The sequence below is a fragment of the Bacillus sp. 196mf genome (genome assembly GCF_003217275.1).
In the GTDB taxonomy this organism is placed as follows: Bacteria; Bacillota; Bacilli; order Bacillales; family Bacillaceae_G; genus Bacillus_A; species Bacillus_A thuringiensis_S.
This window is the reverse complement of the sequence record NZ_QJTG01000003.1, coordinates 273,736-299,269: the sequence shown is the minus strand read 5'-3', so window position 1 is coordinate 299,269 and position 25,534 is coordinate 273,736. Positions and strand designations below refer to the sequence as shown.

Below are 25,534 nucleotides of genomic sequence, written 5' to 3'. Positions count from 1 at the left end.
ATACTATGTCAAAACAAATTGTCATCTTAGGCGCTGGTTATGGCGGTCTTCTTGCCGCTTTAAACGTACGTAAATATTACAGCAAATCAGAAGCACAAGTTACAGTGATTAACCAATACCCAACACACCAAATCATCACTGAATTACACCGCCTAGCAGCTGGTAACGTGTCTGAGCAAGCAATTGCAATGCCACTTACAAAGCTTTTCAAAGGTAAAGATATCGATCTTAAAATTGCAACAGTTGAGTCATTCTCAGTTGATAGCAAAGAAATCAAACTAGCTGGTGGCACTACTTTATCTTACGATGCACTTGTAGTTGCTTTAGGAAGTAAAACTGCTTACTTCGGTATTCCAGGACTAGAAGAAAACAGCATGGTATTAAAATCTGCTGCTGATGCAAACAAAATCTACAAACACGTTGAAGACCGTATTCGTGAATACGCGAAAACGAAAAACGAAGCTGATGCTACAATCGTAATCGGTGGTGGCGGATTAACTGGCGTTGAGCTAGTTGGTGAGCTTGCTGACATTATGCCTAAACTTGCAAAAAGCCACGGCGTAAATCCAAAAGAAGTTAAACTTCTTCTTGTTGAAGCAGGTCCAAAAATCCTTCCAGTATTACCAGACCACTTAATCGAACGTGCAACTACTAGCCTAGAAGCACGCGGCGTTACATTCTTAACTGGTCTTCCTGTAACAAACGTTGCTGGCAATGAAATCGACTTAAAAGACGGTCAAAAACTTGTTGCTAACACATTCGTTTGGACAGGCGGCGTACAAGGTAACCCATTAATCGGTGAATCAGGTCTTGAAGTTAACCGTGGACGTGCAACAGTTGATGCATACCTACAATCTACTTCTCACAAAGACGTATTCGTTGCTGGAGACAGCGCAGTTGTCTTCGCTCCAGACGGACGTCCATACCCACCAACTGCACAAATCGCTTGGCAAATGGGTGAGTTAATTGGATACAACTTATACGCAGCACTAGAAGGCAAAGCATTCGAAGAGTTCGCACCTGTAAACTCTGGAACACTTGCTAGTCTAGGACGTAAAGATGCGGTTGCTACAATTGGAGCAAGCAATACTCCACTTAAAGGCTTACCAGCATCATTAATGAAAGAAGCAAGTAACGTTCGTTACTTATCACACATTAAAGGTCTATTCAGCTTAGCTTACTAATCTGAATATAAGCCCGAATCATGCCCAGCATGGTTCGGGCTATTTTTATCCGTAATTTTCTCTAACTTATTTATTCGGCAAAAGAATAATATAACCCTTTTAATTATCTAAATTTACTGATTATTTTATGTCCAAATTGTGTATACGAAAAGATGGAAGTATTCTTCCTACTCCCATCCTTTCACACAAACTATTCGCCTAACTTCACAAGGCTGTAGTTCTTCTTCCCTTTACGAATAATAATAAATCTGCCATCAAATGAATTTTCTACAGTAACATCCGTACCCACATCTGTTACTTTCTCACCATTCATAGAAATCGCACCATTATTAATGTCTTCGCGTGCTTGGCGTCTAGATGGTTCAATTCCTAAATCGACTAGCCACTCTACGATGTTTTTCGTCTCTTTTGAAGACTGGAACGTTGGCATTTCTTTAAAGCCTTGTTCAATTTCATCAGCTGTTAACGATTTAATATCCCCGCTAAATAACGCTGCTGTAATCTTCTCAGCTTGTAATAATGCCTCTTCTCCATGAACGAATTTCGTCATTTCTTCCGCTAACACTTTTTGCGCTTCACGTTTATGAGGTTCCGCTTCTACCTTCGCTGCTAATTCATCAATACGCTCTTTCGTTAAGAACGTAAAGTATTTCAAGTATTTAATTACGTCACGGTCATCTGTATTTACCCAGAACTGGTAAAATTCAAACGGTGTCGTTTTTTCAGGATCAAGCCAAACCGCACCACCTGCTGATTTACCAAACTTCGTACCGTCCGATTTTAATAATAACGGAATCGTTAATCCGAATACTTTCGCCTCATGACCTTCTAACTTACGAATTAAATCTAAACCACTCGTAATATTTCCCCACTGGTCACTACCACCAATTTGAAGTTGAACATCCTCTTTCGTGTATAAATGATGGAAATCCAGCGCTTGCAAAATTTGGTACGTGAATTCTGTGAAAGAAATACCTGTATCTAAACGACTTGCTACAATATCCTTCGCTAACATGCTATTGATGCTAAAGTTTTTCCCGTAATCACGTAAAAACTCAATAATATTTATTTCATGTGTCCAATCATAGTTATTTACCATCTTCACTTCGCTATTTCCGCCAAAATCAAATAGCTTTTTCATTTGTGCTGTTAACGCATCTACATTATGCTGAACCACTTCTAACGTTTGAAGTTGACGCTCCGATTGTCGTCCACTCGGATCACCAATTGTTCCTGTTGCCCCGCCAATTAAAATAACAGGATGATGGCCAGCTAATTGGAATCTCTTCATCATCATAAACGGAATCAAATGTCCGATATGCATACTATCACCAGTCGGATCAACTCCGCAGTATAGTGAAATCTTTTTCTCTTCTACTAGCTTACGTAAACCTTCTTCGTCAGTCTGCTGATTAACGGCGCCACGCCATTCTAATTCATCAATAATATTCATCTTTTGTCATCCCCTTTATTTTTTAAAAACAAAAAAGCCCCTATGTCTACGATAGACATAGGGACGATTATTCACCGTGTTACCACCCAGTTTGCATAAATAGCATAGCTACTCATACCACTCTTAGCAATAATATCGATTGCTAGTCCGCTTAGTATTACCTAAGATACTCCAGAGTGTAATTCGCAAGTTTGTTTGTGCTAGGTTCCAGCAACCCCTAGCTCTCTCGTTAACAGTGACAAACTGCTACTGGGCTCTTTCAACGTATGTTATTTGTTAAATTATTAGCATTATATTGAATTGAAAACAAATTGTCAACAATACCCAAATATTATTTTAAAATAATTCATATCTTCATACGTATTTCGTTATTCCTTATCTTCTCCAATAATCCTTACTTCTCGCTCTAACTTCACGCCAAATTTCTCTTCAACTGTCTTTTGTACGAAGTGAATTAAATCGATGTAATCTTGTGCTGTTCCGTTATCAACATTCACCATAAATCCAGCGTGTTTTAAAGAAACTTCCACTCCACCAATTCGCTTACCTTGTAGTCCTGAGTCTTGAATCAACTTACCAGCAAAGTTATTTGGTGGACGCTTAAATACGCTACCACATGAAGGATATTCTAGAGGCTGTTTTGACTCACGCTTAAACGTTAAATCATCCATTTTTGCTTTAATTTCTTCACGTACACCTTCTTCAAGTTCAAATCTCGCTTCAAGAATAATGTAATGGTTGTTCGCAAATACACTCTTACGATATCCAAATTCAAACGCTTCTTTCGTCAAAGTACGTAGCTCTCCATCACCTGTCATTACAACAGCTTCTGTTAACACAAACGATACTTCACCACCGTAAGCACCAGCATTCATATATAACGCTCCGCCAACTGAACCTGGAATACCACAAGCAAACTCAAGACCCGTTAAGTTATGGTCTAAAGCAATACGTGATACGTCAATAATTGCTGCACCACACTGTGCTACAATCGTCGTTCCTGTTACAGTAACACCTGTAATATGAATTAAACTTACTGTAATCCCGCGAATTCCACCATCTTTAATAATGACATTCGATCCATTTCCTAAAAACGTAACTGGAATATTATATTCGTTCGCATATTTGATAACTTCTTGAATTTCATCATAATTTGTAGGCGCAACAAAAACATCTGCTTTTCCGCCAACTTTAATATGCGTATGATTCTTTAACATTTCATCTTGTTTAACATGTCCTTCAGGCAATACCGTACTTAAATATTTATAAACCTCTTGCATATTCATTTTACGATTCCTCTATTTCTATATTCATTTTATCCCGTTATACGGGCCCATAATATCCCCACGTACATGAAAGAACCTAAAGTGGTGGATACAGTGTACCCAAAATCAATTCGAGACACCTATAAACCTCTTAATTTATAAGAGGTGCCACTCATATTAAAATATATATTGCATAATAAAGCAACCCAAATGGACTACTAAACTTGACATGTCATCAGAAAGACAACAATTTGTAAAATATGTGACTTTTTCAAAACACTATCCCTCAGTATCTTACTATACCATACAAAAAGAAAGTGGTATTTTTTTGTACTTTTTACTTTATTTACATCAATGAAAAAAGAGCACATTCCACAGAATGTGCTCTTTCTATACTCATTAAATTATTTTTCGTTCTCTTCTTTTTCCTTATCAAACCATAATAGCTCATCGTCATCCACTTCACCATTATAATTGATTAAAATTTCTTCTCCCGCTTTTATATCCTTATACGCGAAGAAGTTAAAAGTATGATTCTCGAAGACAATTTCATACGTTGCATTCGGATTATATGCATGATTAAATAACATGCCGTATCCTAACAGGAATGCCGTATGATTTACCCCATACTCAAATGCGTAGTCAGCAAGTAACGTTTTTTCAATGTGTTCATGCTGTTCATTCGGATAAGAGATAACTGGTGCTGAGTGAATCAACTCACCCTTTTTAATATCACGAGTTGCAAATACACCTCTATTAAATTCTCCATCACTAAGTTCAGAAGTCTTAACTTCAATCATATTCGTCACCTATATAATTCTTTCTTTGAAGTATTTTATCCCGCTATTTGCGAGGTTCAACTAATAATCAGTATGTATTAGTCTCACTTTATCTCCTTAAGCTTGGCAGAAAACGCGCAGAAAAGCAATTAAATTACTATCAAGTATTTATTTAAATGAAAAAAGAGCACACATGGTGTGCCCTTTTCAAGAAATATTACTTTTCTAGAATATCTTCTAGTAACTTCACTTGCTCGCTAACAGTATGTAACGTCTTCACCGATATATCATTTCGATGTTTTTCTTCTTCCACACTCGCTAGCACTTCTTCTGTAGCTGTAGAAGTTTGCTGAATTACGTTAGAAGCATGCGTAACATCCTTTACAATATTCGTCGTTTTAACTTGGAAACTTTCTTGATGAACAACAACCTCTCGCATTACTTTATTAATCGCATCAATAAACTTCCCTAAATCAGTTACGTTTGTTAAAACGCTTGCTAACATTTCGTTACACTCTTCTTGTACTCTTTCTGACTTCTCTACCTGCACTTCTACCTTACTTGCTTGATTACTAAACTCCTTCAAAATCCCTTGAATTCTTCCCGCAGAACGATTTGATTCTTCAGCAAGCTTTAACACTTCACTCGCTACAATAGCAAAACCTTTTCCATGCTCGCCTGCCCTGGCAGCTTCAATATTTGCATTTAAAGCTAGCAAACTCGTCTGACTTGAAATATTCGTTATTACATCTACAATTTCATTAATTTGTTTCGATTGCATCATTAAATCTCTAAATATAATTCCAGACTGTGAAACAACATCATTTAAACTTCTCATGTTAGCTTCAAAATTTCTTAAAGTATGTACGCTACCCTTTGAAATTTCTAAACTTTTATCCACACGAGCCGATGCAGTTCTTACTTGAGATATAATTTGTTCAATATTTCCCTCCATATCATTCAATACTTCTACCGAACGATACATCATTTCTGATTGTGATTGCGTACCAACTGCTACCTCTTCAAAGGCAAAATTAATTTCACTCATCGATTCCATCGACGTGTTCATATTTTGTCTTAAATGATTGAAATTACTATCTAGTTTCACAACTGTTTCTTCAATAAGTCTTTGCGTCTCTTCTAACTCCTGAGCTTTTCTCATTACTTCTTGCTTCTCATCACTTAAACGAAGGAGCAGATTAGAACCGATTTTCGTGACGCCCCACATAGCGATTGTTACAATCGCTAACAAACTTGCGAAATTAGCAGCTTCAGATGAGGCTGTATAAGCAAAAAATTGCTCCGGCCAATAGCTACAAAGGATAAATGTGATTACAACAGCTACCCCGCCAAGAATTAAAATGAGGCGCTCACTTAAGTAAATAAGTGAAACAGCTAATGTAAAATAGACCATTTGAAATACAGCCGGGCTTTCATTAAAAGCTTGTACCATAATGTAAGACATTGTAAGCAACATAAATGTCATGATATATTTATACGCTGATTCCATACTTTTTATAAAAGTAAAAAACGTTCCAAATACAACGACAGAAATACCACAGATCCAAAACGCCATTGCTCTCTCTGTAAAAATATATCCATAATACCCAATCGCGATTATCCCAAGGAAGAAACTACAAATCGTTATAAACAGTAATAAATGATTTTTCTGTGATTCTTTCTCAAGGTTAGAAAAACAAGTCCTCTTTAACCACTCCATATGAAGCCCCACCTTCTACTTCTACTTATACATATCAATTACTTCAGTTTAAATACCGCACTTACTGGGTTATGATCGCTATTTTCAAACTTTAAATCTTTCCCTTGTACATTTACAATCTCTACATTCGGTGAAACGATAAAGCCATCAATAATAGTGACGAAATTTTCACCTTCTACATATTTCTTTACATCATCTCTCACAGTCATAACAGACGGATCTACAGCCCACTTAAAGCCACCGTCTGTAAAGTCCTTCGGTAACTCTACTAACCACTCAGGTCGCTCTTTCACGAACTTCGGATCACTTAATTGAGCGTTTGAAACTAATTGATTCCAATCTCCGCCCATTATTACGTAATCACCATTTTCATAATGCTTGTTCATATATTCTTTTAAGTACTCTACTTGCTGTTTTCTAATTTTCCCGCCTTCATCATAAGCAGACAAATGTAAATTTACGAGTCTAACATGTTTCCCATTATTAACAGGGATTTTATATTCCACAATTGCTCGATCTAAATCAAACAAACGCTTTGGCCAAGGCTCCATTCCAGGAAGCTGGAACCTCTTCGCTTCTTGAACAGTGTATTTAGAAAACGTACTTAATCCAGCCTCCGCATATCCCATTGGATTTGTTATTGGCACTGGAACCCATTTCGTATCGTAGTTCTTGCCAAATGACGAAACATAATCAGGTAATCCTTTTTTCAAAAATTCATGTTCATTTACATCAAATGAACGAAGTGACTTTATATCAACTTCTTGTAATAGTGCAAAATCACTATTCTCATTTTGTAAAAACGAAAGCATATTCTTTAAATTAGTTTCCGTTTGCTCTTTACTACTTGAACCAGATCCCTTTCCACCATCCATAAAGAAATCTTGATCCTTATCTAACCCAGCATATCCAATATTAAATGTTGTAACTTTAAATTCATTTCCAGTCGCTAATACGCGCTCCTTATTATTCTCCACCTTCAAGCTTGTAACATCAGCAGGCTGTTCTTTAGTAAGTGTCATATACGCTAGAAATCCTCCTACAATGCCCGCTACTACTAAAACACATATAAATACGATTTTAAAAAATTTCTTCAAATAAATGACTCCTTTTCACACGAATTTATTTTTCTTTATTTTCAGTCAAATAAAACGAAACGACACACATAAGAAACATTTTATCATAATTAAAACCCTATATCACTATATTTAGTTGATAAGTAATCGATCCCATTTTAATTACTTAAAAAGCCTTCAGACATCAAAAAAAGAAAAGTTACACCCTCCTCCTCACTGGAAATTAAACGGTATATTTAGTACACTATATGTAATAATCATAGGCGATGGAGTTCGCCATAAACGCTGCTTAGCTAATGACTCCTACCAGTATGGATACTGGTAGGAGTCTATTTTTTTGAGCAAGCTATTTAAAGAGGTGAGAAAATTGATTTATATTATCGTTGGCATTGCTGGTATATTAGGAGCTCTTTCTCGTTATTATTTAGGTCTTAATATCAACACATTTTGGCATCATTCATTTCCATTGGCAACATTACTCATTAACTTAATCGGTTGCTTTTTCTTAGCGTGGCTAACTACTTATATCGCTCGGCTAAACATCTTACCTTCAGAGGTTATCACAGGCATCGGAACTGGATTCATCGGTTCCTTTACGACTTTTTCAACATTTAGTGTAGAAACTGTGCAATTGATCAATCATTCTGAGTGGAGCATAGCCTTCTTATATGTATCATGCAGCATACTTGGTGGCCTCATTATGTCTGGCCTTGGCTATACACTTGGAGATTTCTTAATTAAGAAATCTCTTACGGAAGGTGATTACTCATGATAGAAGCTTTATTAGTCGCAACAGGAGGATTTTTCGGTGCGATTACACGATTTGCAATTAGCAATTGGTTTAAGAAAAGAAATAAAACACAATTTCCAATTGCTACATTCCTTATTAATATAACAGGGGCATTTTTACTTGGATATATAATTGGCAACGGAGTCACTACAGGCTGGCAACTATTATTAGGTACTGGATTTATGGGCGCATTCACTACATTTTCTACGTTTAAATTAGAATCTGTTCAGCTTCTCAATCTAAAAAAAACGTACATCTTCCTTTTATATTTAAGTGCTACTTACATAATTGGTATCCTCTTCGCATTCCTTGGAATGAAGCTAGGCGGAATATAAAAAAAGCGACTCTATTGAGTCGCTTTTTTTCATAAGAAATATGTCCCGCCATATGGAATGGAAAATAAACCAGCTGGATGTACATCGTAATGTACAATTTGCATCGGAAGTTGTGAATACGGCATATACTGACTTTGCAACATTTGTGCAAAATATGCTTGTTGTTGCATTTGAATAGCTTGATTCACAGCATGAATTGTCCCCTGTGCCCCAGCCAGTGTAATAGCTGCTCCTACTTGTCTTCCATTATAAAAATGATGGTTCATCATGATTCATCTCACTTATTCTTTTTCTTCCATATGGTATGTTTCTATTTCATAGTAAGTGTTTTGTCCCTATAGGTTGCCCCTATCTATTGCCCTTTTTTAGCTTGGAAGTAATAAATCCAAATAATAATACACCAATACCACTAAGGAACAATACATAACTTATCGGTACTAGGAAAAAGAAAGGTTCTTCAAGGAATCCATCCGCTCCTACTTTACTGTTTGAAGCATGTATAGTTAAAGAAATAATCGCTAAAATCATGAAAGAAATAGCTACTACGTATTTATTTTTCATTTCACATTCTCCTCTACTTATGTAATTCTTCTTAAATCGTTAACATCATATTATCTAAAATAACATTAACAGTCAATAATTATTTATCGTTTAACAATAAATAATTATTGACTAGACTAATAAAAAAAGGTTTGCGAAGCATCTTAAATTCCTTCACAAACCTTCTAAATTATAAATATTTACACTTCAAACCTCTTGCTTAATACAATATACATTGCGCAAAATAGCACGAATATCCCAGCATAAATTAACAAAATCTCTACACTAAACATATCCGACAACGGACCAAATATTATCATTCCTAAAGGAAGCGCGCATGAATTCGCAATTTGTACAAGGCTGAACATCCGTCCGTGCATCGATGGTTCTACTTTCTCCTGCAATAACACAGTAACTGGTGTATTGAAGCACGGCATTGTTATACCAATTAAAAAATTAAATACTAAATACATAATAAATATCGGTGCTATTCCGAGTCCAATCATAAGCAGTCCATATAATGCACAAGCTAGCGCTGTTGTATACATACGATTACGAAAGCCACCCCACGCCGCAATCAATACGCCACCAGCTGCCGCACCCGCACTAAAGGTCATCTCACTAGCAGTAAGTCTCCACATTTCGGCCCCGAAAGAACGAGTTACCATTAAAGGTGTTAAAAAAGCAGCTGGACTTATTAAAATCATGACGATAATCAATAAAATGATTAGCCTTTTAATAAATACATTTTCTTTTAAATAAGAGAATCCTTCTTTAATTCCTTGTAGATTAGATTTTTGCTTATTCTCTGCATTCACATGTCCCTCTACTTGAATGATAAGCATAATACTAATTCCAATCATAGCCGTAATAACATCAATAAAAAATGTTGTTTCAATGCTGGCAATAGAAAGAATCGTCGCACTTGCTGCTGGAGAAAGAAACATAATTAAAGATGTAATACTGCTATTTATTCCATTTACTTTCATAAGATACTCTTTCGGAACGATTTGCGGAATTAATGCATTCACAGCTGGCGTTTGTACTCCTGTTCCAGCTGAACGAATGAGTAACACAATAAAAAGTAACCAAATACTTTTATATCCTGTTAAAAATAAAATTGCTAAAACTAACGTCGCAATCGCTATAATCCCGTCCGATAACATAATCATCTTTTTACGGTCATAACGATCAATCCAAACACCTGCAAACAAAGATATCGCAATTTGTGGTAGGAAACCGCAAACAGTTGAAATAGTCAACATCACTCCTGATGATGTTGTAAGGGGGATATACCATATAATCGCGTATTGCACGAGAGAGGAGCCGAACAACGAAATAGTTTGAGCGGTCAAAAATAATATAATTTTCGTTTTCCAATTGTTTTCACTCATATGTTTCACACCCCCTTAACTAATCCTGTCTCTATATGAAAGATGCTATCTGCCCAATCAAGATAAAAACTCGCTTCGTGAGATACGAGGATAATGCTGCCCTTAAACTTAATTAGCGCCTTTTGCAAAGCTTCCTTCGCTTCTGCATCTAAATGATTTGTCGGCTCATCTAAAATTAAGAAGTTACAAGGTGATAGTAATAATCCGCACAGTTTCACCTTCGATTGTTCCCCACCACTTAACGTACGAATTTCTTGCGAAACGTGCGTATCCTTCACACCACACGCAGCTAAATGATGGCGTATTTCCTTCATATTCAGTTTAGGAAACTGTTCTGAAATAATTTGAAGCGGCGTTAAAGAATCATTGCTCCAATTTAAATCTTGCTCATAATATCCAATCTTTAGTTGCTCTGAAAAGTGAAACTCTCCAGAAATACTAGCAATATTTCCAACGATTGTTTTTAATAAAGTAGATTTCCCTACTCCATTGAAACCTGTAATAACAAGTTTTTGCCCACCCATTACTGAAAAATTCAACTTTGGTAAGAGAGCGAAGTCGTAACCAACTTCAAGGTTATTTACTTCAAAAACTGTCTGAACTGAAATGGGAAGTTCCTGAAAATGAATAGACGGTTTATGAGTAAAACTTGGTGGCGCAATTCTTTCCATACGCTCCAATTGTTTTCGACGACCTTGCGCTATTTTTGAATTCACCCCAGCAATATTTCTACGAATATACTCTTCCGTTTTTTCAATTTTCTTTTGCTGTGCATAATATTGGCGAATATAATCTTTTCGTAAATGCTCCTTTTGTCTTATAAAATCTGAGTATTTACCGTAATACTTCTTAACTGTTCCGAACTCTACATCACATATGCAAGAAGTTACTTTTTCCAGAAAATCAAAATCATGTGACACGACAATAAACGCTCCTTCAAAATTCATTAAATAATTAGCAAGCCACTCCACATGCTCTTTATCAAGAAAATTCGTCGGTTCATCTAGTAATAAAATATTAGGCTCTTCTAATAAGAGCTTCGCTAAAATTACCTTTGCACGCTGCCCTCCGCTTAATTCACCAATAACACGATTCATCCCAATCGCATCAATACCTAAACCGGCTGCCACCTTATTCGTAATACTGTCTACTGAATAAAAATCACGAGCTTCAAGCTGCTCTTGCATTTCAGCTGCTTTTAGTAGTTGATTCTCATCTCCAGTCATCGCACTTTCTTCATATAACTTGTTCATTCTCTTTTCCATTTCATACAAATCATAAAAAGCTCTCTTTAAATATTGTGAAATGGTATAACCCTCATCAATTTCAGCGTATTGATCAAGATGCCCAACAATTCCCATATGCTCCCCTTTATGCAAATCAAAAGAAGCATTCTCGTATAATACTTTATCTATAAAACTATGTGATAAACTTTCAACTTTAAGTAAACTCATTTTTATTCCTCTTTTCCTGAAATTAAAAAAAGCAGAGAGATAGCGTCATTCGACACTAGCCCTCTGCTTCGTGGTTTTTCCTATACTACTCCAATTTACGGTAAAGACTCATCGGAATAATATAACAAAGGGCCATAGACAAAGCATTGTCTATGGCCCCTTAATCTATTTTATACACCAGCTGAAAAACCATAACGAAATAAGCATAGATAAACTATACTTTTTTAGAAAAGTTATTCAGCCGATGAATATAGGGGATTTATACCCCTTGATTAAGCTCCGTACAACGCTTCACCGTATACATTTGTGCGGAGCAAAGTTTTCTAATGAGTTTTACAAATTTTATATAAAGCATATTCTGCACCTTCCTTAATACTTAAAAGGGATTTTAGCATACGGTTTTATGAAGCGTCAACATTACTTCCGAATCTTTCAACTACTTGTTTTCAAAATATTGCTTCTGAAACATACACATTCTTATCGCATTATGATAGTTACCATCAACGAAAAACTCATCGATAAGCTCACCTTCTACCATAAATCCAACTTTTTTATAAACATGTACTGCCTTTTCATTTTCCTTATCCACCACTAAATAAAGCTTATGCATATTTAGTACGGAAAAAGCGTAATCCATCGCTAAACGCGTCGCATCCGCTGCATAACCATATCCTTGATAATTCGGATCAATAATAATTTGGAATTCTGTTCTACGATGAATATAATCGATTTCTACTAACTCAACTAACCCAACCATTTCATTGTCTTTCTCAACGATAAATCGGCGTTCGCTTTGATCATGTATATGTTTATCGTATAAGTCTTGCAGCTCCACAAATGCCTCATATGGCTCTTCAAACCAATACGACATAATATGCGCATTATTATTCAGTTCGTGTACGAACTTTAAATCTTCTCGTTCTAATGGACGTAACTTCAATTCCTGATTCATTCCTATAACCTCCAAGTAAAAGAAACCTCTTCACTTAATTTCTCAATTTTTTTCGATTTCAAACGCCCTAATTTCATTGTAAACTTTCAAGCAACTTGAAGGTCAAGATGTAAAAAAGTAGTGCAAACTTACGTCTACACTACTACTCTTTTCTCAAATCTCTCATATTCGATATGTATAAAGCAATAACTAAAACAAGAATTGCTCCTGCGTATAATAACGTCTCCATCGGTTCCTCATGAGACACAATAATCAATCGAATTAAGGCCGTAATTCCGATATAAATAAAATAACGTAACGGGAAATGATAATTCGATTTAAAATACTTAATAATTAATGCAATGAACTCGAAGTATAAGAAATAAACGATGATACTTTCAACCAATTTATAAGACGTATACTCTTTTGCCGAAAAAATATACTGCACAAATGTAATTGTCTCATTCACTAAGAAAATTGATAACACAATGGATAATATAATTAAAGCTATATTTAATATCCATTGCAAAACACTAGCTATAACATGATCGATATTAAATGACTTCATACTCTCTTTAGACTCCCCTTCGTATAAGTACTTATTTATTATAGCAAAATTACGATTGGAAAGAAGTTAAATCATATATTCGTCCTTTGTTGTTTCCAGTGTAGGGAAGATTTAGTGTGTGGAGAATTCTGTTTACAACCATACCCGACGAAACATGGAGAAACTCTTTCAAATTACCGTTCGTACATGTCTTACTAATGAGCAATGCATAATCTCGTATAGCATCCACATGTGCCACTTTTGAAAAATCTTTACAACTTGTACAACGCCAACCCTTCTTAACTTTAACCATTGGAATAACTAAGCATTTCTCACATTGTACTCCATTTAGCAACTCCTCTTTTTCTATTTTATATTGCTCAAGTATATTTTGTTGAAGTGGAGAATGCTCCGCTATCATTTGATGAATGAGCCTATCTACATTATCTATAACTTTTCTCTTATATTTACTTTCAAACCACTTTATTTTATGAGGTAAATTGGCACTATGAATAATTGTATGAAGAAGATTGTCATCTGAAGATTTTATAATGGTACGAGGCGAGCTAATAACAACGAGGGACTCAATTGGAAGACTAGAGGAAAATCCATGTGAGTTTAACCATTTCTTTAGTTGTATTTCTTGCCTTTTTATTTGTAAAACCGGATCTGGAAATCCCTCTGAATTTCCTTCTGTTATTCGGATAAGTTGATTAAACTTTGCATCAAACATTAATGTACCTGCTATATTTTTTATCTCAAGAAAAAGAAGAAACTTTGTGGAAAGGATAATAGTATCAATTTGAAAGTATTTATCATAATTACATAAGCGAACATCATGTAAGACACTATACTCTTTCTCAGAAATAAAACTAAGCGGATAATCAATCGCTTGCTCTCCTTTATACCCCGCCATGTGTTTTGCCAAGTTTTCTCCAATTAAATTTCGTTTCGGATGATGTACAGGTAACCTTCTAAGAAGTGCTTCTAACTGTCTTATATAAATCGGCATTTTTCTCTCTTTCACAATCACCTCAAACACCCCTTTACAAATATATCAACGATTTTTTCAATATATCTATCACAACTCACAATATATCAACGATTTTCTCAATATATCTATCACAACTCACAATATATCAACGATTTTTCCAGTATATCGATTGCTCGACAATATCTGACACTACCTCACTCCAATCACTCACAGCATATCCTAGAAAAACATCTTCAGCAAAAACTTAAAATCGCATTTCCTCATAAAAAAACATAACCCGCTCCTCCAGCAAAGGTATGGTTTTTAACCCTGTGATGCCACTCTATCTATAACCTTGCTGTGAATTCCACAAAATCCATTTGTACTTATACCAACTTTCACTTTTTTCACACTGAAACTATATCCGTTAAAATCTTTTCATAACGTTATTACTTCCGCATAGCTACAATTTATATAATAACGGTACAGTACAAATAACGTGCTGAATCACTAAGTATGGGGGAATAACGATGAACGAAGCGTTACTATTAGTAGACATACAAAATGATTACTTTGAAGGCGGCAATATGGAATTACATCAACCTGAAAAAGCCGCACAAAAAGCGAAAGAAGTTTTGAGAGCATTTCGTGAAAAACATAAAACAGTTATTCATGTACAACATATTGCGAACAATGAAGGAGCTACTTTCTTCTTACCCGATACAGTAGGTGTTCAAATTTATGATGATGTAAAACCGATTGCTAACGAAAGAGTCATTCAAAAACATCATCCTAACAGTTTTTTAAGAACAAATTTATTAGAAACATTACAGACAGAAAAAATAGATCAACTAGTCATTTGCGGTATGATGACTCATGTATGTATTGATGCAACAGTACGTGCTGCTAGTGATTTAGGATTTCAATGTATTGTAATTGAAGATGCTTGTACAACAAAAGATTTAGAATTCCAAGGAAATCTAATCTCCGCAGTACACGCTCATCAATCGTTCATGAGTGCATTAGAGTTTGGTGATATTTATGCAACAGTCATGTCAGCAAACTGTTTTATAAACAAAAGCAAATAAAGAATTACAGTTCCATATGAAAAAAAGAAAGGATAAGTATCTTATTCTTTCTTTTTTTCCATTGTCTTAATGACAGTATTTATACGATAATCACCATAATGTAAAACATCTGCAAGAGCCTCTTCTAATTGCTGATGCGAAGATGTGTGAAGAGTCATGATATAGCATCCATCGCCGCTTATACGATACATTTCAGTAATTACGTCCGTTTTTTCAAAAAAGTTTTGAATTTGATTATGATAGTGCGGTGCATGCAAAAATAGTGTAACAAAGGTCATAATAGAACCTTCTAGCTTCGCCCTATCGATATTTATCGTATATTTTTGAATGACACCTGCTTCTTCTAATTTATTAATTCGTTTCCCAACAGCCTGGCCAGTCAAATGTACTATCTCCCCAATTTCCTTCCAGTTCATTCTAGCGTTTTCTTGTAGTAATTGTATAATCTTAAAATCTGTTGAATCAAACATGGACATCCCCTTCCTATACGAAACGAATTCTATAAAATCTTCATTTCTCCTACAGTTTTTCTCAAAAGTTTTGCACTACAATCGATTAGCTCTATTAGCAATTACATTATTGTTAGTGGCTTTCCTTCTTCTTTACAATGTATTTTTTGGATTACTCGTAGCCACTACAGTAATCTAGCGATTTTTTATAAATATGAACAAATTTTAGGAATTAGTTTATCTTTTTTTAATGTTTTATTTAGAGGCAGTTTATAGTCGGGTATTAACATAAGAAACGTAGCAACTAAGTTCATATATGACGCACTGCTACTATAATCGCTAACCGTACTACTTGAAATCATAAAATAAGGAGACGATAAAACATGAACAAAAAAGCAAAAGCACTATCATCCGTATTGCTCGGATTCACATTAGCATTAACAGGGTGTGCTGGTACTAAAGCTGAAGAAAATCATGGGAAACAAAAACAAGAACAAGTTGCTAAAGAAACAAAAAAGGAAAATAAATTAACTAAAGGGCAAAAAATGACTAATATTCTTAGCGAGACAAATTGGCAAGGTACACGAGTGTATGACAAAGATAAGAATGACTTAACAAAAGAAAATGCAAACTTCATTGGTCTTGCAAAATATGATGCGAAGTCAGGCAGATATGAATTTTTTGATGCTAAAACAGGTGCAAGTCGTGGCGATAAAGGAACTTTCTTTGTCACAAATGATGGGAAGAAGAGAATATTAATTTCAGAATCAATGAAGTATCAAGCTGTCGTTGACATGACAAAACTAAATAAAAATGTATTTACTTATAAACGAATGGGGAAAGACGCTAACGGTAAAGATGTAGAAGTTTTCGTTGAACATGTCCCATATAAAGAAAAAGAACTTTCTTTCACTGATCCGGACAAGCAGCTGAACACGACTACAGGCGATATTGTTAAAAACGTTGATGGAGATAAAATTTTAGGCGGTACCCTTTGGCACGGAACAAAGGTATTAGACGAAGCTGGTAACGATGTAACACAGTTTAATTCGAATTTTATAAGTTTAGCAAAATTTGATGACAAATCTAATAAATATGAGTTCTTCAATAGCGAAACAGGTCAAAGCCGCGGTGATTATGGCTACTTCGATGTTGTACACGAAAATAAAATAAGAGCCCATGTTTCCATTGGAAATAATAAATACGGTGCTGCTCTTGAGCTTACTGAACTAGATAAGAATAAATTTACGTATAAAAGAACTGGTAAAGACCAAGCTGGTAAGGATATAACTATATTCGTTGAACATGAACCTTATAAAGGTGATATGAAACCACAATTTAGTTTTTAAAAACGTTTGATTAAAGATCCTGTACTGAGTTGCAGGATCTTTCTTAAGACAAAATCATTTACGATTCTCTTGAAAGAAATCTTCTCATATCCACCCACAACTCTTCAGCTTAATTGTTGAATATAACAACTTTAAAAAGCCTTACTACACATAAATTGTAGTAAGGCTCTGACTATTTAAGATAAACATTAAACGACTTCATTATCTCTATACAAATAAAGTTTAGCAAATAATGTTACTATCTCCTCCAAAGAAAAGAAACCTTATTTCAACTTTCCTATTGATAAGTTAACACGATAGTTCCCATATTTTAATAGTCGTCCTAGAAAGTTATCTAAGTCTTCGTTGGAAGCAAAATGTGTTTTTAATAAATAACACCCCTCACCACTTATACGGTGTACTTCAGAAATCCCTTCTTCTCCTTGAAAGAAATTCATAAACTCTTGGTGATTAGCTGTTGTTACGAACAAAGTAACAAATGCAGTCACTACTTGTCCTAATTTGATTCGGTTTATTGCAATTGTATACTGTTCAATAATCCCTAAATCCTCTAATCTTCGAATTCGATTTCCTACAGCTTGCCCCGTCATATGTATTTTTTGTCCAAGTTCTTTCCATTGTATTCTTGAGTTTTCTCCTAATAATTTCAGTATCTCAAAATCTGTTTGATCAATGATATAAACCAATCCTTTCACCGTGAAAGTAAAAAGCCCGAAAGTGTTTCGCCAACTTATTCTGCTTATCGATACAATTCACTATACTTAGTTTATCCTCTTACATCACATTATTTATCAGCTATATTTACTTATAACACAGAGGACACAACAAAAAAATACATCTAGATTTAAAGGAGGTTACAAATATGTTATTACAAGAAATTCTATCGTTCAATGAACATTTTGTAGAAAATAAGGAATACGCTCCTCGTGAAGCGACAAAAATGCCTAAAAAACGTATGGTTGTTGTTTCTTGCATGGATGCTCGTTTAATTGAGCTACTTCCAAAAGCTTTAGATATACACGATGGTGATGCAAAAGTTATCAGAAATGCAGGTGGTAAAATTGCTTCTGCTTTCGATAGTGTTATGCAAAGTGTTGTAGCGTCAGTATACGATTTAAATGCAGATGAAATCTTCCTTATTGGACACCATAGATGTGGCGCGAGCCAAACGAATCCAAAAGGAACACTTCAAAAAATATTAGATCGCGGAGTAGCTTCATCAGAAATTTTATCAGCGATTGAATATGCTGGTATTGACCTTGAAAAATGGTTATTCGGATTCGATGATGTTTGCGACTCAACGCAAGCTAATGTTGATTTAGTAAGAAATCATCCACTTATCCCAAAAGATGTTCCTGTACATGGTTTAGTTATTGACCCTCACACAGGTAAATTAGATGTAGTGGTTGATGGATATAAAGCGTTAAATAGTAAAACAAAATAATAATTATCACGTATATGAAGGGAAGTTATGAGATATGAAAAAACAAGTATTAGATATGAATAGACAAGAAGCTACGCAAAAAATTTTAGCGGCAAAAATTAAAAAAGGGTTAACTTGGGAAGAAATTGCAAAAGTAAGTGAACACTCTGAGACTTGGGTTGTAACAGCGTTATTAGGACAAGCTACAATGACACGTCCAGAAGCAGAAGAAATTGGTAAACTATTAGAATTAGATGAAGAAGTAGTTCAAGCATTAACAGTAGTTCCACTTCGCGGCCAAGTAATGGAAATGCCTCCTACGGACCCGATTGCATATCGTTTATATGAAATGATGTTACAATATGCACCAACTATTAGAGAATTAATCTTAGAAAAATCCGGCGAAGGTGTAATGAGTGCAATTAACTTCAACTTGGGTGTGGATACACAAGAAGATCCAAAAGGTGGCGATCCTCGCATCGTAATTACACTTAACGGTAAATTCTTACCATTTCGTGCATGGTAATTAATTAAAAATCTATCTATATCATTAAATTAATTTTATAGATTTACAAAATCCATCCTTTTTAATCTAACTGTGTAGAAAGGATGGATTTTTAATATGAGATTCTTTTTCGGCAAAGGAGAATAATATGAATAAAGAATACTTTGATACGAGCTTTAATATTCTACAATGGTTTGTGTTTCTATTAGCAAATGCAATTGCATTACCTATAATTATTGGTGGCATATTCCATTTACCAATAGAGGATGTCTCAACATTAATGCAGCAAACTTTTTTAGTGGTAGGAATAAGTTCATTTATACAAGTATGGTTTGGGCATCGCTATCCCATCGCGGATGGGCCAGCCGGTTCATGGGTAAGTATATTTGTCATATCGGGACAAATCGCTATGCATCAGGGACAAAGTGCAAAAGACGTGTTGCAACTTTTAGAAGGCGGGTTAATTATTGCAGGTATATTACTCTTCATACTTGGTATAACAGGGCTTGTACATCGAATCTTACGTTTATTTACCCCTTTAGTTACAGGAACTTTTCTTTTAATCTTAGCACTTCAGCTTAGTGGTGTGTTAGTAAAAGGAATGATAGGATTACAAGGATCTGCAACCCATCCTGACTATACAACAGCTACTATTGCTCTCTTTGTTTTTGCCCTTATTACTTTCTTATCAATTAAAGGGAAAGGATGGATGAAAAGTTACGCTGTATTACTTGGAATTTCATGCGGTTGGCTTTTGTATGCAGTATTAGGAAAATCATCTCATATGCCTTCGCACACAACACTAGTTAAGTTACCAGAGATATTTGCTTGGGGCACACCTAGATTCGATATTGGAATGACTCTAACTGCAACTTTATTTACATTTCTTTTAGTTGCAAATACAATCGCTGCTATTTCGGCTGTAAAACAAGTGGCTCCATTATCTAAAGAAAATGAAAAGCAAACACTGAACCGTGGTGTATGGATCGGAGGTATATCACATATTATCTCGTCGTTGTTCTCTACAATTGGAATTGTACCATTACCTGCATCAGCAGGATTTATCCAACTAACAGGACAAAGAAAAGTGAAGTCGTTCCTTATAGCAAGTCTTATATTAGCAGGAATTTCTTTTATTCCCTCAATTGTAAACTTTATATCCTTGCTACCAGGACCTATTGCTAATGCTGCACTTTTAGCAACATTTGTCCAAGTAATAGGCATTTCATTTCAATCCATCTTACGTGAAGCAGTAAATCAACGCCGATTAACTATATTAGGAATTTCATTATTAATCGGTTTAGGAATATTGTTTCTTCCAGAAAGTGCATTTAGCGGAATTCCTTCTTCCTTACAATATGTTTTAAGTAATGGCTTACTTGTGGGTACCATGCTTGTCATTCTATTAGAACAATTTTGGAAAGAGTAAAAAGCGCCCTACTTATAGGGCGCTTTTTTTATACTTAATGACTAATACTAGCTGTTGGGTATAATGTTGTTCCTCCAATTGAAACTTTTATTTCATTTGTTAATGGAACGTTTTGTTCATTAATAATTGTTCTCCACCATTCCCATGCAAGACCTGTACATTCTCTTGCTACAATTTTTATATTTTTTGAATTCGGCGGAAGAGGGATAACTGTAGAGTAATGAGCCGTTTTGTCTTTTCCACTACCATCCCACGTTTTATGTGTTAGTACTTCGTTACCCTTTTGATCAAATGTGAATTCATCCCAAGATACATCAAATTGAGCAACGTAAGCACCGTAATGATCAAGTGTCATTTTAGCACTTGAATATTCTGTAGTTGTCGTCTCAATATAATCTGTATTGTTATGAACAGCAGCAGTTGCATTATCTTTTAAGAAAGTACTTGTATATGAAATTGGGTATGCTGGATTTTTAAGACTTAATTCAGCATTATCTTTAATAATATTTCGGATTTCATTGAAATCTTTAGTAACAACCTTGTTATGCTCTTTCGCATCTCCGCCTAATACTACAGCAGTAAAGGTACTTTCTTCAAAAATATCTTTATACTGTCCACTTGTTTCAACGCTGTTATTCTTAAGTAAGGCTTTAAAAGCAGCTTGTACATCTTTGCTCTTAGATGTTGTTTCTAATTTTACATAAATCGTTCTACCATAAGCTACATTTGAAACCATAACAGGTGGAGCCGAATTACTTACGCCTTTTCGAGTTAACTCGTCAAAAGTAACGCTATTATCAAAAAGGTCGGATGGATTGTTAGGTAGTTCAGCACTTACCGTATAAAATATTTGCTTATACGCCGCTACCATCACTTTTTTCTCTCCATTTGCAACCGCATTAAAATCAATGTTTAGACTGTTATCAAGATGTTTAGCGTTAACATTAAGAGCGCTTGCGATTTGTGATTTACTATAAACCATAGATTCCGTATACTGCATTCTTGCAGGTAACGTATGTGTTGTAGAATACTTTTCATTCCAAGTAGATACTAAATCGTCTACTGCTCCAGCTACATTACCATATGTCGGATTTTGGACAGTGATTGTATTTTCTTTTCTCATGCCCGGTAAGTCTATACTAATATTCAAAGGCTTTCTCTTAGCCACTAATAAACTTGGTTGATTGTCTGCAAAAGCTTTATTTGCAAGTTGTACAGCTCCTGGATACGTGCGATTCACTACAGAATCAATAATTGAAATATCGACTGGTGACGTTGTAAGTGATTTTTTCTCGCGTTCCACTACTACAAATTTACCATTTGAATTAATACTTTCTTTCGGAACAAAACTTTCTACTTTATCACCATTTACAGCTAAAACCTCTTGATTATTATATTTAAGATTTGCTATACCAGTATTAATGCCACTAGCATTTTTGGTTACATCAGTTACATTACTTGCTTGTGTTTCTGCGAAGGAAATAGATGAATAATTAATAGTGCATAGACTAACTAATAAACATGTAAGGAACTTTCTTCTTTTAGTGTTTTTCTTAATATTCAGAAAAATCACCCCGTTCTTTTTTTAGTAAAATATGATAATGATTGATAAATGATAGCTAACTAATAAACTTACATAAATGCTTTTAAAAGTTCTTGAATTAACGGGATTACGCCACCTACAAATTTTAAAACTGCCATTGCGATTTCCATATTATTTCCTCCTTTTTATTGCTACGAAAATGTGATTTATCTTTATGCCCTCATTATAGTGACCCCTTACACTTTTATCAATACACTCTGATATGCAATATTACATATACAAAAAACAAGCTGAATTCTTTTAAAAAATTATACAGAGATATTTTTTCGTTTGGTACATACTTGAAAAGGTGAAGCATTCTTTTGCATTTTATGAGTAATCACATAAAAAAAGCTGCTGCCTATAAAATATAGACAGCAACTTCAACTAGAGTGTCTTGCATAATCTACGCAAGACATTTTATAACTAATAAACTGCGATCGGCCCATAAGGACCATTAATAATCTCTATTTTTGTTTCAAAAATATCTGTCAAAAGTGTTGGGTCCATAACTTCTTCTACTGTTCCAAAAGCAGCAATTTGTCCATCTTTCATAGCACAAATTTTATCCGAATATTTAGCTGCAAAATTTATGTCATGCATGACAGTCAAAATTGTTCGTCCAAATTCATTAGCTGCACGTCTCAAATGCTCCATCATTTGAACAGAACGAGCAACATCAAGGTTGTTCAAAGGTTCGTCCAAAAGTACATATTCCGTCTCTTGGCACAATACCATCGCTACATATGCCCTTTGTCTTTGACCACCAGAAAGCTCATCTAAATATCTATTCTCTAAACTAGTTAAATCTAAGAAATCGATATATTTAGAGATGATAGCCTCATCTTCTTTAGTCAATCTTCCCTTTGAATAAGGAAAGCGCCCAAATCCAACTAGTTGTCTCACAGTAAGCCTAGTTACAAAATGATTTTCTTGTCGCAATATAGTCAAAACTTTTGCTAAGTCTTTTGATTTGGATTCAGAAACATCCATATTTGCTACCTGAATTTGACCTTCATCCATATCTAAAAGTCTGCCAATCATCAAAAGTGTCGTTGACTTTCCAGCGCCATTTGGTCCAATTAAAGAAGTAAAGCCTGCTTTTGGTATTTCAATATCCAAAGGTCCTATTTTTACCTTATCAGTATAGAACTTTTTAACATTATCAATTTTTATCATAAAGCCCTCTTCCTTAAAACTATAGTTAAGAATATGATTCCACCGAATAATTCAATAATAACTGAAACTACACCTTGAGCATGGAATACATGATACATTAAAAAGTATGCGCTCGTCATTATTAAAAATCCTATAGCAAAAGCCATCGGAAAAATATATCTATGATCATAAGTTGACGCTGCCTGATAACTCAAAGTTGCCACTAAAAAGCCGTAGAAAGTAAGTGGCCCAATTAGAGCTGTTGAAATGGACATTAAAATAGCTACTAATACAAGCGTATAAATTACACTAGGTTGGTATTTAACTCCAAAAGAAGTAGCAACATCTTTTCCTAGTGACAAAACATTCAAATTCTTAGAATGAGCAAAAATTAATACCGCTACAATTATGATCATAGGAATTACAATAGGAAAATATGCAGGATCTGCATGATTAACAGAACCAAATAATCTTGCTTGTAAAATATCAAATTCTGAAGGCGCAAGTAGTTTTCTCATGAAAGTTGACACAGAATTTAGCCCGGTACCAATAATAATTCCAACTAAAAGCATAAGTTGTAAATTCCCGTATTTACCGGAAAGTAACCATCCATAAAGTATCAAACTCATGAAGACCATAACAACAACTTGGAATAAAAATGATCCAATTCCATTAAAATTTATTAACGCACTTGCACCAAAGAAGAATACTGTACTCGTTTGAATTGCTGAATAAAGTGATTCGAAACCTAAAAGTGAAGGAGTAATAATTTTATTATTCGTAATAGATTGGAAAGCAACTGTCGACAAGCTATGGCAAACCGCAGCAATAATCATTGCAACAATAGCTACTATCCTTCTCTTAACGACTGGGATAAAAGAAGGTGAATCTATCGGAACTGGATTGTTATAAACTAAAAGTCCATATGAAGAAAGAAGACCTAAAGCAATCAATGTTATCAGTAAAATCCAATAACGTCTTGCTTCCTTCTTAGACCGAAAAGCGCTAGCTGATCTACTTTCATTATGAAGGCTAGAATCGATTTCGACATTTTCTTTTTTTCTATATTCTAATGTGATCATCGTAGCCTCCTTGGTTTTCTTTGTCTCAATAAAATAGTAATAAACACGACTGCTCCCACTGTTGCAAGTATTAAAGAAACAGGTAATTCAAAAGGCTGTATAATTGTTCGAGAAATGATGTCACAGGCAGTTATTGATCCCATTCCGATCACACAAACCCAAGGTAAATTACTCCTAAGATCATCACCTCTAAACATTGAAACGATATTTGGCACAATTAATCCTAAGAAAGGTAAGTGTCCGATAACAGCTGCAACAATTCCAACTGCAACAGAGATAAGAGCAGTCCCAAAAAGAACAATTCTATTGTAATTAACTCCAAGACTTGTTGCGACATCTTCTCCTAGTCCAGCTAAAGTCAATCTATTAGCATACATAAAAATAAGAAAAGTAATGATAACAATCAGCCATAAATATTCATATCTTCCCACCTGAATGTTAGCAAATGAACCTACAAACCAAGTTTCAATACTTTGCGTCTTTTGAAAAAGGAGTCCTAAAAAAGTAGACACTGCAGAAATTACTGCTCCAAGCATCAATCCAATAATCGGAACAATTAAAGACGAACGAAGCTTAACTCTTCTTAAAAATAGAAAGAAAATCATAGTTCCTATAAAAGAAAAAATGATTGCACCAGTCATTCTTTGAACTAAAGTCGGGGCAGGAAATAATAAATACACAAAAAGCAGGCCTAAGCCTGACCATTCAATAGTCCCCGTTGTAGTAGGTTCAACAAAGCGATTCTGTGTAATGAGTTGCATTACGAGCCCTGCCATCGCCATCGCAGCTCCAGTAAGCATTAATGCAGCTGTTCTCGGAACACGAGTTATGAAAAACATCTCTGTCCCGTCCTCTTGTCCACGTATATCATAAACTCCAGTAAACAGTGATATAATCCCTAAAATTATAACAACTATAACTGCTATTATAAAAGGTTTTGTCCATATTTTATTTTGATTATAAAACTGGGGTTGAGAAATATTCTCAACCCTAGAAATCATATTTTTTGACACTGTTTCGTACCCCTT

General features: G+C 34.9%; 26 protein-coding genes, 1 riboswitch and 1 other annotated feature. Of the genes, 8 read left to right on the top strand and 18 right to left on the bottom strand.

The window, feature by feature from the left end; translation table 11 throughout:
- The first annotated feature begins 5 nt into the window (after nt 1–5).
- The gene (locus ATL10_RS08210; protein WP_000043198.1) at nt 6–1,184 is read left to right on the top strand and encodes an NAD(P)/FAD-dependent oxidoreductase; all 1,179 of its coding nucleotides are present in this window, start codon (nt 6–8) and stop codon (nt 1,182–1,184) included.
- Between the two features lie 190 nt (nt 1,185–1,374).
- Here ATL10_RS08210 and tyrS read toward each other — a convergent pair whose 3' ends face one another.
- The 5 genes from tyrS to ATL10_RS08185 form a co-directional block, all read right to left on the bottom strand.
- Nucleotides 1,375–2,637, bottom strand: coding sequence for a tyrosine--tRNA ligase (gene tyrS, locus ATL10_RS08205; RefSeq protein WP_075719252.1), 1,263 nt, complete (start codon nt 2,635–2,637; stop codon nt 1,375–1,377).
- 56 nt (nt 2,638–2,693) lie between these two features.
- Nucleotides 2,694–2,909, bottom strand: a binding site (T-box leader).
- A gap of 96 nt (nt 2,910–3,005) precedes the next feature.
- On the bottom strand, nt 3,006–3,923 hold the full coding sequence (gene murB, locus ATL10_RS08200; protein WP_001057106.1) for a UDP-N-acetylmuramate dehydrogenase: 918 nt from the start codon (nt 3,921–3,923) through the stop codon (nt 3,006–3,008).
- 383 nt (nt 3,924–4,306) lie between these two features.
- Nucleotides 4,307–4,702 (bottom strand): SET domain-containing protein, encoded by a 396-nt coding sequence (locus tag ATL10_RS08195; RefSeq protein ID WP_000573651.1) that lies wholly within the window; start codon nt 4,700–4,702, stop codon nt 4,307–4,309.
- A 196-nt stretch (nt 4,703–4,898) separates the two neighbouring features.
- Nucleotides 4,899–6,401 carry a DUF4077 domain-containing protein gene (locus tag ATL10_RS08190; protein ID WP_110496705.1) on the bottom strand — a complete coding sequence of 501 codons (1,503 nt, stop codon included), beginning with the start codon at nt 6,399–6,401 and terminating at the stop codon, nt 4,899–4,901.
- A 38-nt stretch (nt 6,402–6,439) separates the two neighbouring features.
- Entirely contained in the window at nt 6,440–7,498 is a 1,059-nt protein-coding gene (locus ATL10_RS08185; RefSeq protein ID WP_000713106.1) for an endonuclease/exonuclease/phosphatase family protein, read from the bottom strand.
- Nucleotides 7,499–7,730: 232 nt separating this feature from the next.
- A riboswitch (Fluoride riboswitch) is annotated at nt 7,731–7,790 on the top strand.
- Between the two features lie 54 nt (nt 7,791–7,844).
- Between ATL10_RS08185 and crcB (ATL10_RS08180) the strand changes: the two genes are divergently transcribed.
- Both crcB (ATL10_RS08180) and crcB (ATL10_RS08175) read left to right on the top strand, forming a co-directional pair.
- The gene (gene crcB / locus ATL10_RS08180; protein WP_000639312.1) at nt 7,845–8,249 is read left to right on the top strand and encodes a fluoride efflux transporter CrcB; all 405 of its coding nucleotides are present in this window, start codon (nt 7,845–7,847) and stop codon (nt 8,247–8,249) included.
- Nucleotides 8,246–8,602 (top strand): fluoride efflux transporter CrcB, encoded by a 357-nt coding sequence (crcB, locus tag ATL10_RS08175; RefSeq protein ID WP_090978096.1) that lies wholly within the window; start codon nt 8,246–8,248, stop codon nt 8,600–8,602. Before crcB (ATL10_RS08180) ends, crcB (ATL10_RS08175) begins: the two co-directional genes overlap by 4 nt.
- 29 nt (nt 8,603–8,631) lie before the next feature.
- Here the strand turns inward: crcB (ATL10_RS08175) and ATL10_RS08170 are convergent, their stop codons facing one another.
- From ATL10_RS08170 to ATL10_RS08140, 7 genes are all read right to left on the bottom strand, one after another.
- A complete protein-coding gene (locus tag ATL10_RS08170) occupies nt 8,632–8,871 on the bottom strand; it encodes a DUF3947 family protein (RefSeq protein ID WP_000980931.1) in 240 nt (79 codons plus the stop codon).
- A 79-nt stretch (nt 8,872–8,950) separates the two neighbouring features.
- Complete coding sequence (locus ATL10_RS08165; RefSeq protein ID WP_000792612.1) at nt 8,951–9,163, bottom strand: DUF3955 domain-containing protein; 213 nt, start codon at nt 9,161–9,163, stop codon at nt 8,951–8,953.
- A 179-nt stretch (nt 9,164–9,342) separates the two neighbouring features.
- On the bottom strand, nt 9,343–10,536 hold the full coding sequence (locus ATL10_RS08160) for an MFS transporter (protein WP_142669941.1): 1,194 nt from the start codon (nt 10,534–10,536) through the stop codon (nt 9,343–9,345).
- A gap of 5 nt (nt 10,537–10,541) precedes the next feature.
- Nucleotides 10,542–11,990, bottom strand: a complete 1,449-nt coding sequence (locus tag ATL10_RS08155) for an ABC-F family ATP-binding cassette domain-containing protein (protein ID WP_110496701.1) — start codon at nt 11,988–11,990, stop codon at nt 10,542–10,544.
- Between the two features lie 436 nt (nt 11,991–12,426).
- On the bottom strand, nt 12,427–12,942 hold the full coding sequence (gene speG, locus ATL10_RS08150; RefSeq protein ID WP_090978101.1) for a spermidine N1-acetyltransferase: 516 nt from the start codon (nt 12,940–12,942) through the stop codon (nt 12,427–12,429).
- A gap of 142 nt (nt 12,943–13,084) precedes the next feature.
- A complete protein-coding gene (psiE, locus tag ATL10_RS08145) occupies nt 13,085–13,489 on the bottom strand; it encodes a phosphate-starvation-inducible protein PsiE (RefSeq protein ID WP_000834708.1) in 405 nt (134 codons plus the stop codon).
- A gap of 49 nt (nt 13,490–13,538) precedes the next feature.
- Nucleotides 13,539–14,495 carry a nuclease-related domain-containing protein gene (locus ATL10_RS08140; protein WP_110496715.1) on the bottom strand — a complete coding sequence of 319 codons (957 nt, stop codon included), beginning with the start codon at nt 14,493–14,495 and terminating at the stop codon, nt 13,539–13,541.
- A 476-nt stretch (nt 14,496–14,971) separates the two neighbouring features.
- Here ATL10_RS08140 and ATL10_RS08135 point away from each other — a divergent pair, with 476 nt between their 5' ends.
- Nucleotides 14,972–15,529 (top strand): cysteine hydrolase family protein, encoded by a 558-nt coding sequence (locus ATL10_RS08135; RefSeq protein WP_072940906.1) that lies wholly within the window; start codon nt 14,972–14,974, stop codon nt 15,527–15,529.
- A 41-nt stretch (nt 15,530–15,570) separates the two neighbouring features.
- On the opposite strand, the gene ATL10_RS08130 is transcribed toward ATL10_RS08135, so the two are convergent.
- The gene (locus ATL10_RS08130; RefSeq protein ID WP_053563387.1) at nt 15,571–16,005 is read right to left on the bottom strand and encodes an Lrp/AsnC family transcriptional regulator; all 435 of its coding nucleotides are present in this window, start codon (nt 16,003–16,005) and stop codon (nt 15,571–15,573) included.
- A 356-nt stretch (nt 16,006–16,361) separates the two neighbouring features.
- On the opposite strand from ATL10_RS08130, the gene ATL10_RS08125 reads away from it, so the two are divergent.
- A complete protein-coding gene (locus ATL10_RS08125; RefSeq protein ID WP_110496699.1) occupies nt 16,362–17,327 on the top strand; it encodes a DUF4822 domain-containing protein in 966 nt (321 codons plus the stop codon).
- A gap of 263 nt (nt 17,328–17,590) precedes the next feature.
- On the opposite strand, the gene ATL10_RS08120 is transcribed toward ATL10_RS08125, so the two are convergent.
- Nucleotides 17,591–18,022, bottom strand: coding sequence for an Lrp/AsnC family transcriptional regulator (locus ATL10_RS08120; protein WP_002008929.1), 432 nt, complete (start codon nt 18,020–18,022; stop codon nt 17,591–17,593).
- Nucleotides 18,023–18,189: 167 nt separating this feature from the next.
- On the opposite strand from ATL10_RS08120, the gene ATL10_RS08115 reads away from it, so the two are divergent.
- From ATL10_RS08115 to ATL10_RS08105, 3 genes are all read left to right on the top strand, one after another.
- Nucleotides 18,190–18,771, top strand: coding sequence for a beta-class carbonic anhydrase (locus ATL10_RS08115; protein WP_000926482.1), 582 nt, complete (start codon nt 18,190–18,192; stop codon nt 18,769–18,771).
- A 55-nt stretch (nt 18,772–18,826) separates the two neighbouring features.
- Complete coding sequence (gene cynS, locus ATL10_RS08110) at nt 18,827–19,276, top strand: cyanase (protein ID WP_025118105.1); 450 nt, start codon at nt 18,827–18,829, stop codon at nt 19,274–19,276.
- A gap of 127 nt (nt 19,277–19,403) precedes the next feature.
- A complete protein-coding gene (locus ATL10_RS08105) occupies nt 19,404–20,684 on the top strand; it encodes a purine/pyrimidine permease (protein WP_110496697.1) in 1,281 nt (426 codons plus the stop codon).
- A 34-nt stretch (nt 20,685–20,718) separates the two neighbouring features.
- On the opposite strand, the gene alo is transcribed toward ATL10_RS08105, so the two are convergent.
- The 4 genes from alo to ATL10_RS08085 form a co-directional block, all read right to left on the bottom strand.
- Entirely contained in the window at nt 20,719–22,257 is a 1,539-nt protein-coding gene (gene alo, locus ATL10_RS08100; protein ID WP_110496695.1) for an anthrolysin O/cereolysin O family cholesterol-dependent cytolysin Alo, read from the bottom strand.
- 435 nt (nt 22,258–22,692) lie between these two features.
- A complete protein-coding gene (locus ATL10_RS08095; RefSeq protein ID WP_000590061.1) occupies nt 22,693–23,445 on the bottom strand; it encodes an iron ABC transporter ATP-binding protein in 753 nt (250 codons plus the stop codon).
- On the bottom strand, nt 23,442–24,506 hold the full coding sequence (locus tag ATL10_RS08090; protein WP_000631245.1) for an iron chelate uptake ABC transporter family permease subunit: 1,065 nt from the start codon (nt 24,504–24,506) through the stop codon (nt 23,442–23,444). Before ATL10_RS08090 ends, ATL10_RS08095 begins: the two co-directional genes overlap by 4 nt.
- On the bottom strand, nt 24,503–25,519 hold the full coding sequence (locus tag ATL10_RS08085) for an ABC transporter permease (RefSeq protein WP_000042077.1): 1,017 nt from the start codon (nt 25,517–25,519) through the stop codon (nt 24,503–24,505). The genes ATL10_RS08090 and ATL10_RS08085 overlap by 4 nt, the downstream gene beginning before the upstream one ends.
- Nucleotides 25,520–25,534 lie beyond the last annotated feature (15 nt).

Bases quoted from the DNA above. Each gene is read 5' to 3' on its own strand.
- ATL10_RS08210 (WP_000043198.1), top strand. From the start codon at position 6: ATGTCAAAACAAATTGTCATCTTAGGCGCTGGTTATGGCGGTCTTCTT.
- psiE (WP_000834708.1), bottom strand. From the start codon at position 13,489: ATGAAGTCATTTAATATCGATCATGTTATAGCTAGTGTTTTGCAATGG.
- crcB (WP_090978096.1), top strand. From the start codon at position 8,246: ATGATAGAAGCTTTATTAGTCGCAACAGGAGGATTTTTCGGTGCGATT.
- ATL10_RS08130 (WP_053563387.1), bottom strand. From the start codon at position 16,005: ATGTCCATGTTTGATTCAACAGATTTTAAGATTATACAATTACTACAA.
- ATL10_RS08090 (WP_000631245.1), bottom strand. From the start codon at position 24,506: ATGATCACATTAGAATATAGAAAAAAAGAAAATGTCGAAATCGATTCT.
- cynS (WP_025118105.1), top strand. From the start codon at position 18,827: ATGAATAGACAAGAAGCTACGCAAAAAATTTTAGCGGCAAAAATTAAA.
- ATL10_RS08190 (WP_110496705.1), bottom strand. From the start codon at position 6,401: ATGGAGTGGTTAAAGAGGACTTGTTTTTCTAACCTTGAGAAAGAATCA.
- ATL10_RS08160 (WP_142669941.1), bottom strand. From the start codon at position 10,536: ATGAGTGAAAACAATTGGAAAACGAAAATTATATTATTTTTGACCGCT.
- ATL10_RS08195 (WP_000573651.1), bottom strand. From the start codon at position 4,702: ATGATTGAAGTTAAGACTTCTGAACTTAGTGATGGAGAATTTAATAGA.
- ATL10_RS08115 (WP_000926482.1), top strand. From the start codon at position 18,190: ATGTTATTACAAGAAATTCTATCGTTCAATGAACATTTTGTAGAAAAT.
- ATL10_RS08125 (WP_110496699.1), top strand. From the start codon at position 16,362: ATGAACAAAAAAGCAAAAGCACTATCATCCGTATTGCTCGGATTCACA.
- murB (WP_001057106.1), bottom strand. From the start codon at position 3,923: ATGAATATGCAAGAGGTTTATAAATATTTAAGTACGGTATTGCCTGAA.
- ATL10_RS08170 (WP_000980931.1), bottom strand. From the start codon at position 8,871: ATGATGAACCATCATTTTTATAATGGAAGACAAGTAGGAGCAGCTATT.
- ATL10_RS08105 (WP_110496697.1), top strand. From the start codon at position 19,404: ATGAATAAAGAATACTTTGATACGAGCTTTAATATTCTACAATGGTTT.
- ATL10_RS08095 (WP_000590061.1), bottom strand. From the start codon at position 23,445: ATGATAAAAATTGATAATGTTAAAAAGTTCTATACTGATAAGGTAAAA.
- ATL10_RS08165 (WP_000792612.1), bottom strand. From the start codon at position 9,163: ATGAAAAATAAATACGTAGTAGCTATTTCTTTCATGATTTTAGCGATT.
- speG (WP_090978101.1), bottom strand. From the start codon at position 12,942: ATGAATCAGGAATTGAAGTTACGTCCATTAGAACGAGAAGATTTAAAG.
- ATL10_RS08155 (WP_110496701.1), bottom strand. From the start codon at position 11,990: ATGAGTTTACTTAAAGTTGAAAGTTTATCACATAGTTTTATAGATAAA.
- ATL10_RS08135 (WP_072940906.1), top strand. From the start codon at position 14,972: ATGAACGAAGCGTTACTATTAGTAGACATACAAAATGATTACTTTGAA.
- tyrS (WP_075719252.1), bottom strand. From the start codon at position 2,637: ATGAATATTATTGATGAATTAGAATGGCGTGGCGCCGTTAATCAGCAG.